General features: G+C 65.6%; 1 protein-coding gene. It reads right to left on the minus strand.

Annotated elements, in window-relative coordinates; all coding sequences use genetic code 11:
* Positions 1 to 152 precede the first annotated feature (152 nt).
* Complete coding sequence (locus G3I17_RS39245; protein WP_164604507.1) at positions 153 to 413, minus strand: acyl carrier protein; 261 nt, start codon at positions 411 to 413, stop codon at positions 153 to 155.
* Positions 414 to 518 lie beyond the last annotated feature (105 nt).

Raw genomic sequence — 518 nt, forward strand, 5'->3', positions numbered from 1 at the left:
CTGGTCGCCGGGCTCGGGGCGGTCTCCCGCGCCCGGTGATTCCCTGGTCAGGTGGTCGCCCTGGCCGGACCGGTAGGTGACGTCCAGGCGCAGGGCGCGGAACAGCCTGGCCAGCTCCGGCCGGCTGTACCGCTCGAAAACGGAATCGACGTTCATGCGTCACCCTCTCCTTGCCCGGCCCGCACGGTCACCAACGCGGTGACCTGGTCCACGACGTCACGCAGCGTCTCCATCGAGGCCGCCTGTTCATCCGATATCCGCACGCCGAACGCGGATTCCATGTCGACCACCATGTTGATGGAGCGGATGGAATCGAGGCCGTAATCTACGAGGGGGACGTCGATGTCGATCTCGGAGACCTGCAGTCCGAGTCGGAACAGTTCATCGACGACCTCAAGGCTGTCTTGGTTCATTGCGTCTTCCCCATTCGATACGTTCCGTCGGCCGGGGTCAGGCCCGGGAAGGCGAGGCGGACCGCGGAATTCAACGCCGTATCGCCACGGCGAACGCGTGGCCCT

The organism is Streptomyces sp. SID13031 (assembly GCF_010548305.1).
Lineage (GTDB): Bacteria > Actinomycetota > Actinomycetes > Propionibacteriales > Kribbellaceae > Kribbella.